This is a genomic window from Pseudomonas sp., from assembly GCF_030696055.1.
Lineage (GTDB): Bacteria > Pseudomonadota > Gammaproteobacteria > Pseudomonadales > Pseudomonadaceae > Aquipseudomonas.
In genome coordinates, this window is sequence record NZ_JAUYNP010000104.1 from 1 (window position 1) to 8,705 (window position 8,705).

An 8,705-nucleotide genomic window follows, 5' to 3' on the forward strand; every position below is an offset into this window, starting at 1 on the left:
GAGTTCCCCCGGATTTCATCCGGGCTACAAAAAATGCCGCACACTTGGCTTAAGTGAACGGCATTGCGGTAAAACCGGGCTTCTCTGACTTCCGTGATTTAACCGTTTAAGCCGGCGCGGCCCTGAGCGACAAAGCGCATCATCCACTCCGCCACGGTATGGCCCTGGTGGTCATGCTGCAGGCTTGCCACACCCTTGGTGTACACCGGCTCGCCGATATGCTGCTGACGCATATCCAGCAGCGCCCGGGAATAGTCATGCACGAACTCCGGGTGGCCCTGGAAGCACAGCACCTGGTCGCCGATGCAATAGGAGGCGATTGGGCAGAACTCGCTGCTGGCCAGCAGGGTGGCGTTCTCCGGCAGTTTGGTGACCTGATCCTGATGGCTGATCAGCAGGGTCAGCTCTTCCAGATCCGGGCTCATCCAGGCCGGCTTGTGCGCCAGACGGTACTGATGGATACCCACGCCCCAACCCTGTTCGGCGCGCTCCGCCTTGCCGCCGAGCAACAGCGCCAGGATCTGATGACCGAAGCACACGCCCAACAGCTTGTCGCCGCGGTTATAGCGCTCGAGCAGATAGGTTTTCAGGGTGGCGATCCAGGGCTCGCTACCAAAGGAATCGGCCTTGCTTCCCGTCACCAGATAGGCATCGTATTTCTCGGAATCCGCTGGGTAGTGCCCTTCTAGCACGTTGTACAGTTTGAACTCGGCAGCAATCGGCTGTTGAGCGAACAGCTGCTCAAACATGCGGCCGTAGCTTTCGAACTGGTCGACCAGTTCGGGGCGAAGGACATCGGTTTCCAGGATGCAAATCTGCAACGGCATAAGGGCGAGTACCTAAGGCGCAAAAGGGTGGATTTTCAGCGCGCAGCCTGCCTGCCGCTAGGCTGCAAGGCAATAGGCACAAGGGCTCGATGGGAAAAAACCCAACAAATAACTAGATAGCCAATAAGCCACAGCATATATCCGCCTGCACACCTTTCACACCAGGCGGATTCCCTTCATTAACGCCATCTGGCATGAGGTTCCACAGAGCGCTTCAAGGCCAACTCAAGTCGCCTTCCTCACAGCTCGCCAACTGTTCCAGCCCCTTGATCCTGGCGGCGGTCTTCTGCGCCAGACAAGCGTTGAGCTGCATGGAGTAGGCCGAGCCGCCCTCCAGGCTGGATGACTCGAAGGCGCAGGCCAGATCGCGGAACTTGATCCAAGCCAGTTGCACCTCCTTGAGCTGTTGTTTCTGCGCACCATCCAGGCCTTTGCGGTACTCGCCATACAGCTGGTTCTAGCGCTAGCGCATAAAAAAGCCGGCTCACTGGAGCCGGCTCTGTTAGTTGCCGCGCTTAGAAGGTTTCGCCCTTGGCCGCCTTCTCCAGCAGCAAGGCCGGTGGCAGGAAGCGTTCGCCATATTGCTCGGCCAGGTACTGGGCGCGGGCGACGAAATCCTGCACGCCGTACTGGTTGATAAACTGCAACGCGCCGCCGCTCCAGGCGGCGAAGCCGATGCCGAAGATCGAGCCGATATTGGCGTCGGCCACCGACTGGAGCACGCCCTCTTCCATGCAACGCACGGTCTCGATGGCCTGGATAAACAGGATACGGTCGCGCACATCGATCTGGGAGATTTGCGCCTCAGGCTTCTCGAAGCGCACCTTCAGCTCCGGCCACAGGTGCTTCTTGCCGCCCTCCGGATAGTCGTAAAAGCCCGCACCGGCGGCCTTACCCGGACGCTTGTACTCGTTGAGCATCAGGTCAATCACGGCGAAGGCCGGATGCTCGGCTATCGACTTGCCCTCGGCGGCCAGGTCCTTCAACGTCTGCTGGCGGATATGGTTCATCAGGCTCATCGACACTTCGTCGCTGATCGCCAGCGGCCCGACCGGCATGCCGGCCTTGCGCGCCTCGGTCTCGATCATCGCCGCGCTTACGCCCTCGCCGAGCATGGCCAGGCCTTCGTTGGTGAAGGTACCGAACACCCGCGAGGTGAAGAAGCCGCGGCTGTCGTTGACCACTATCGGGGTCTTGTTGATCTGCATCACGTAATCGAAGCCGCGCGCCAGGGTCTCGCCTGAGGTCTGCTCGCCCCTGATGATTTCCACCAGCGGCATCTTGTCCACCGGGCTGAAGAAATGCAGGCCGATAAACTTGTCCTGGTTCTGCACCGCGGCGGCCAGGCCGGTGATCGGCAGGGTCGAGGTATTGGAGGCGATCACCGCGCCCGGCAACGCCGCGGCTTCCGCCGCCGAGGTGACCTTGGCCTTGAGGTCGCGGTCCTCGAACACCGCTTCGATAATCAGGTCGCAGCCCTCGAAGTCCGCTTCGCGGGCGCTCGGTTTGATCCGCGCGAGGAAGGCATCACGCTTCTCCGCGCTCATCAGGCCCTTGCCGACCTTCTTCTCCAGCAGCTTGGCCGAGTAGGCCTTGCCCTTCTCCGCCGCTTCCAGGGAAATGTCCTTGAGCACCACCTCGATGCCCGCCGCCGCCGACACATAGGCGATACCGGCGCCCATCATGCCGGCGCCGAGCACGCCAACCTTCTTGGTCACATAGGGGGCGAAGCCTTGCGGCCGCGAGCCGCCGGCGTTGATCTCGTTGAGCTGGAACCAGAAGGTGCCGATCATGTTCTTCGCCACCTGGCCGGTCGTCAGCTCGGTGAAGTAGCGCGCCTCGATGATCTGCGCAGTGTCGAAATCGACCTGGGCACCTTCGACCGCGGCGCACAGGATTTTCTCCGGCGCCGGGAAGCAGCCCTTGGTCTTGTCGCGCAGCACACTCGGGGCGATGGCCAGCATCTGCGCCACATTGGGGCTTGACGGCGTACCGCCGGGAATCTTGTAGCCGGCCTCATCCCAGGGCTGCTTGGGCGCCGGGTTGGCGAGGACCCAGGCGCGGGCCTTGGCCAGCAGGTCATCCTTGTCGGAGGCGATGTCGTCGATCAGGCCGGCCTTGAGCGCCGCGGCGGGACGCACCTTCTTGCCCTCGACCAGATACGGCAGGGCCTTTTCCAGACCGAGCAGACGCACCATGCGCACCACCCCGCCACCGCCCGGCAGCAGGCCGAGGGTCACTTCCGGCAGGCCGAGTTGCACGCTGGAACTGTCCAGGGCGATGCGGTGATGGCAGGCCAGGCAGATTTCCCAGCCGCCGCCCAGTGCCGCGCCGTTGATCGCCGCCACCACCGGCTTGCCCAGGGTTTCCAGGCGGCGCAACTGGCCCTTGATGCGCAGGATCATCTGATAGAAATCCTTGGCGTCGGCCTTGGTCACCTTGACCAGCTCATTGAGGTCGCCGCCGGCGAAGAAGGTCTTCTTCGCCGAGGTGATGATCACCCCGGCAATGGCATCCTTCTCGGCTTCCAGACGATCGACAATCTTGCCCATGGCCTCGCGGTAGACCGCGTTCATGGTGTTGGCGCTCTGGTCAGGCATATCCATGGTCAGGACGACAATATTGTCCTGGCCTTTTTCGTAACGGATGGCGTCAGTCATTTCTTCTGTTCCCGTGAATTCTTGTGCCGTCTGACCTGTAGGAGCGAGCTTGCTCGCGATCAGGGTCGGGACGAATCGCCAGCAAGCTGGCTCCTACACACGCTCAATGATGGTGGCTATACCCATACCGCCACCGACACACAACGTGGCCAGGCCGTAACGCAACTGGCGCTTTTCCAGTTCGTCGAGCAAGGTGCCGAGAATGGCGCAGCCGGTGGCGCCCAATGGGTGGCCCATGGCGATGGAGCCGCCGTTGACGTTGACCTTGTCCTCGCTCACGCCCATGTCCCGCATAAACTTCATCACCACCGAGGCGAAGGCTTCGTTGACCTCGAACAGGTCGATGTCCTCCACCGAGAGCCCGGCCTTGGCCAGGGCCTTGCGGGTGGCCGGCGCCGGGCCGGTGAGCATGATGGTCGGGTCGGTGCTGGTCACAGCGGTGGCAACTATGCGCGCACGGGGCTTGAGGCCCAGCTCCTTGCCCTTGGCTTTGCTGCCGATCAGCATCAGGGCGGAGCCATCCACTATGCCGGAGCTGTTGCCCGGGGTGTGCACATGGTTGATCTGTTCGACATGGCTGTAGACCCGCAGCGCGGTGCTGTCGAAGCCCATCTGGCCCATCATCTCGAAGCTCGGCTTGAGCTTGCCCAGGCCTTCGAGGGTGGAATCGCCACGGATAAATTCGTCGTGATCGAGCAGCACTATGCCGTTCTGGTCGGTCACCGGAATCAGCGACTTGTTGAACGAACCATCCTTGCTGGCGCGAGCGGCCTTCTGCTGCGAGCGCAGGGCGAAGGCGTCGACATCCGTGCGGCTAAAGCCTTCCAGGGTGGCGATCAGGTCGGCACCAATGCCCTGGGGGGTGAAATGGCTATGCATATTGCTCGCCGGGTCCATCACCCAGGCACCACCATCGGAGCCCATGGGCACGCGCGACATGGATTCCACGCCGCCGACCACCACCAGGTCCTCGAAGCCGGAACGCACCTTCATCGCGCCCAGGTTGACCGCCTCCAGGCCCGAGGCGCAGAAGCGATTGAGCTGCACGCCGGACACGCTGACGTCCCAATCGGCGAGCATGGCCGCGGTCTTGGCAATATCGGCGCCCTGATCGCCCACCGGGGTGACGCAGCCGAGGACTATGTCATCGACCTGGCTGGTATCCAGGTTGTTGCGCGCTTGCAGGGCCTTGAGCAGGCCGGCGATCAGGTCGACGGGTTGGACGCTGTACAGCGCGCCGTCCTTCTTGCCTTTGCCGCGGGGCGTGCGCAGCGCATCGAAAATAAATGCTTCGGTCATGGCGTCCTCAGACCTCCAGTGGAGGGTGGCAGGCGGCGCATATCGAGGGATTGCGCCTGTTCTTGTGCAGTAGGCCTACCATACGCCGCGCCTGCCCAGGCTCAATGACCGAAGTGCTCAGGGCTATTGACCACTCAGCTCAGACAAACGGTCACGCACTGGGCGAAGGCGAATAACCGCGTCTAGCTCAAGGCTCGCTGCGCCCTGCCCGGTGTCCCGTCATAACCATCGGCAACAAGCCCGGCTGCTCTAGCAATCAAGACTTCTATAGCCAGGCGCTGCGCGCCCTAGAGTTAAATCAGGCGCGCCGCTTGTTCGAAGCGATGCATGCCCAAGCAGATGCCGCCGCCGGGTTTTGCCGGGACGGTTCAAGCCATCCACCTTAGGCGTGACGCCGCAGCCCGCAGGCAGCTATAGCGAGCAGGGAATGCCACACCAAGAACAACAACAAGGCCAGCCGCCATGTTCAACCAAGCCAAGATTCGCCAGGCAAGCATGATTGTATTTGCCACCACCCTGATCCTGATTCTTCCCAATCTGACCCGTTTGGTCGGTTAAGCACCCTGCCACCCTGTTGCCGGCTAACCGCCGTGGAGCGTTAGCCGGCAACAGAGCTGTTCCCCATAGCTGCCGAAGAGCGCCGCACAATGCCCCCCTGTGCTAGGGTGATTTATCCATAGTTCGGGAGACTGCCATGCGCCTGCTATTTGCCGCCCTTAGCCTGTTCGTTAGCCTGTCGCTGCTGGCCGGTGAGGCCGAACTAAATGCCGCCATAACCGCCCTGCAATCCCCCGACACCTTGCTGATCGATGTACGCAGTGCCGAAGAGTTCGCCGCCGGTGCCCTACCCGGTGCGCAGCGTATTGGCCATGAAGAGATAGCGGCGCAAATCGGCACCCTGGCCCCGGACAAAGACACCCCAATAGTCCTCTACTGCCGCAGCGGCCGGCGCTCGGCCCTGGCCGAAGAAAGCCTGCGCGCCCTGGGCTACAGCAACCTGATCAATGCCGGCGGCTACGACGAACTGAAACGCGCCTTGGAGAGCCAGGATTGAGCCTGCGCGCACTCTTGATTGGCCTGCTTGGCCCATTGCCCTTAAGCATTCAACTGCATGCCGCCGAGTTGACCCTGGAACTCGGTGCCACAAGCAAACACTGGAGCAGCGCCGCGCTGCTGGCTCACCCGCAGACGCAGCGGATCGATATACCCAACGACGTCAGCTACAAACGCACCATGCACTACCGCGCCGTGCCGGTGGCCGTGCTGCTGACTGGCGTGCAACGCGGCGATCATCTGCAGCTGATCGCCAACGACGGCTTTGCCGCCGAACTGCCCGCCGCCCTGGCGCTTAACCCAAGTGGCAGCCAGGCCTGGCTGGCCATCGAAGACCCCGCCCAGCCCTGGCCGCCCCTGGCCGAGGGCAAACCCAGCGCAGGGCCCTTTTATCTGGTGTGGCAGAACCCGGCCGCCAGCCAGATAGGCCCGGAGCAATGGCCCTTCCAAGTTGCGACCATCCGCCTGCTGGCGCCGGTCACGCAGCGCTTCCCGCAACTATTGCCGGCAGCCAATGCCAGCGCCGCGGTGCAGGCTGGCTTTGCCCAGTTCCAGAAAAACTGCATGGCTTGTCATCGCCTAAATGGCGTGGGGGATTCGCAATTCGGCCCGGACCTGAATCTGCCGCATAACCCGACTGAGTATTTCACTGGCGATTTTCTGAGCCGCTATATCCGGGACCCGCAGAGCATGCGGCGTTGGCCGCAGGGCAAGATGCCGGGGTTTTCTGTTGAGGTGTTGAGTGATGGTGAGTTGGAGCAACTGATCGCTTATCTGCGTCACATGACCGAGCGCAAGACCACTCAATGACGGCTTTGCCCACGCGCGGTGGATGCGCTAGCGTATGAGCATAGTCATTTCGACATTACATCGACTAGATCAAGCTTACTCCTTATAAATTAGCAACAGAACCTACCAAGGTTCACCGCATAAACGGACCCTCAATGGAATTACCAAAGTTCAATGAAACCTTCCTTCCCATATTGGAAATACTGAAAGATGGCGAAGTCATCAAAGGCCGCGATCTGGTTCGCCTTGTGGAAGAACGCTTCTATTCACATTTACCCAAAGCACTGCTAGAACAGACCACAAAAAGCGGAGACCGCGTAATTGAAAACCGAATTGCTTGGGGAAAATCCTACCTAAAGAAAGGCGGACTAGTTCATTACCCGCAGCGAGGTTTTGTTCAGATTACAGACAAAGGAAAATCTGCTAAGCCCGAAAATGTATCGCTCAACGACATCCACTCAGACGTCATTACTTTTTACAAGCCAGAAAACAACTCCACACCAGAGTCGAGCATCGTAATTAATGCAAGCCCACAGGATTTAATAGACTCTGGCTTTGAACAAATCGAACGCGCCGTAAAAGACGAACTATTATTAAAACTCAAAGAAGTTGACCCGTATGCCTTTGAGAAGATAATTCTGATACTTCTCAAAAAAATGGGCTATGGCGATTTCATAGAAACAGCAAAGTCCGGGGACGGCGGAATCGACGGCATAATCAACGAGGACCAACTTGGCCTTGAAAAAATCTATATCCAAGCAAAGCGATATAGTGAAAACAAAGTCCGAGAAACAGACATACGAAATTTTATTGGCGCCATGAGTGGCGACACCCACAAAGGAATTTTCGTAACCACCTCAACATTTGATGAAAAGGCCAAAGCAAAAGCGAGAGATGCTCACCACAAAATAATTCTACTAGACGGCTCTAAGCTAGTAGATTTGATGCATAAATTTAGCGTAGGCGTGCAAACAAAAAATATTTACGAAGTAAAAGCTCTCGACAATGACTTTTTCGATTCAGAGGAAATTTGATAGTTACTTATCCATCTTCAGAACCACACGAAAAATTTAATTCGACTTACCCTACGCTTTTCGCCTTTACGGCGAGTCACTTTCTCTTGCTTCGCACAAGAGAAAGTAACCAAAGAGAATGCGCCCCTGCATCTGGGTTTCGCTGCGCGAAACTTCCCTCGCTCCGGCGCTGCTCCGGGGGCCGGCTTACAAGGGGCATCCCTGCCCCTTTAAGCCTCTCGCCGCATCCATGCGGCTCGTCCCCCTGCCAACACCTCCACTCGGCCTCCTGACGGGGATTTGGCACGCGCCTGTGAGATATGTGGATAGGTAACGCGTTTGAGCGAAATTCTTTAAATCGCAGGTCGTAGAATGGGTTGAGCAACGCGATACCGCGGCATCCATGCCGTTCGTCCCCCTACGCAACACCTCCGCTCGGCCTCCTGACGGGGACTTTGCGCGCGCCTGCGAGATATGGGCTTGAAGTGAAATGCTTGGTACTTGGCTGCTGCCGCCATGCTCAACCTCTGTAGGAGCGGGCTTACCCGCGAATCGAGGTGAATACAAAAACATCGCGGCCAAGGCCGCTCCTACAGGTTTCGCAGAGCCCGCCAGCATTGGTGGCAGGACCGTAGGAGGGGTTGAGCAACGCGATACTCATCAACTCGCCGTGGTGGCAGCCCTTTGCTTTGGCTTTTAGTTAACTCGACACAAAACGTGCAGACGACGCCAAACGCCCCTTCAGGAGGGTGAACAGAATCGTTGTGGAAGGGGTTGAGCGGCATGGATGCCGCGAGAGCCGCGATGGGCCAGGGATGGCCCTTCGCGGCGGGCCCCTGGAGCAATGATTCTATTCACGAACCCTGCCGCAGGCAGGGCCGGATGCCGGGGCAAACGTTTTTGGTTACTTTTGCGGCGACTGGCAAATCGGCATAGGAGGCGGCCATCTGGCCGCGCCCCTGCCACACCACCCGGCATGCGGGTCCGCACCGGGCGGTTCGAGAAGTTGAGGTCAGTAGAGTCGAGGTAGACCCAACCGGTCGAACCACGCCACCGTAAGCACT

At 59.5% G+C, this 8,705-nt stretch carries 7 protein-coding genes; 3 read left to right on the top strand and 4 right to left on the bottom strand.

Going from position 1 to position 8,705, the window contains the following annotated elements; translation table 11 throughout:
- Positions 1-98 precede the first annotated feature (98 nt).
- From Q8Q83_RS06265 to Q8Q83_RS06280, 4 genes are all read right to left on the bottom strand, one after another.
- On the bottom strand, positions 99-827 hold the full coding sequence (locus Q8Q83_RS06265) for an amidotransferase (RefSeq protein WP_305622103.1): 729 nt from the start codon (positions 825-827) through the stop codon (positions 99-101).
- A 214-nt stretch (positions 828-1,041) separates the two neighbouring features.
- Positions 1,042-1,278: a lysozyme inhibitor LprI family protein gene (locus Q8Q83_RS06270; RefSeq protein WP_305622113.1), complete on the bottom strand. Its 237-nt coding sequence runs from the start codon at positions 1,276-1,278 to the stop codon at positions 1,042-1,044.
- A gap of 64 nt (positions 1,279-1,342) precedes the next feature.
- On the bottom strand, positions 1,343-3,487 hold the full coding sequence (locus Q8Q83_RS06275) for a 3-hydroxyacyl-CoA dehydrogenase NAD-binding domain-containing protein (protein WP_305622105.1): 2,145 nt from the start codon (positions 3,485-3,487) through the stop codon (positions 1,343-1,345).
- Between the two features lie 93 nt (positions 3,488-3,580).
- On the bottom strand, positions 3,581-4,786 hold the full coding sequence (locus Q8Q83_RS06280) for an acetyl-CoA C-acetyltransferase (protein ID WP_305622107.1): 1,206 nt from the start codon (positions 4,784-4,786) through the stop codon (positions 3,581-3,583).
- 694 nt (positions 4,787-5,480) lie between these two features.
- Between Q8Q83_RS06280 and Q8Q83_RS06285 the strand changes: the two genes are divergently transcribed.
- From Q8Q83_RS06285 to Q8Q83_RS06295, 3 genes are all read left to right on the top strand, one after another.
- Positions 5,481-5,840, top strand: a complete 360-nt coding sequence (locus tag Q8Q83_RS06285) for a rhodanese-like domain-containing protein (RefSeq protein ID WP_305622109.1) — start codon at positions 5,481-5,483, stop codon at positions 5,838-5,840.
- Between the two features lie 2 nt (positions 5,841-5,842).
- Positions 5,843-6,649 (top strand): cytochrome c, encoded by an 807-nt coding sequence (locus Q8Q83_RS06290; protein WP_305622115.1) that lies wholly within the window; start codon positions 5,843-5,845, stop codon positions 6,647-6,649.
- Between the two features lie 134 nt (positions 6,650-6,783).
- On the top strand, positions 6,784-7,662 hold the full coding sequence (locus Q8Q83_RS06295) for a restriction endonuclease (RefSeq protein ID WP_305622111.1): 879 nt from the start codon (positions 6,784-6,786) through the stop codon (positions 7,660-7,662).
- Positions 7,663-8,705 lie beyond the last annotated feature (1,043 nt).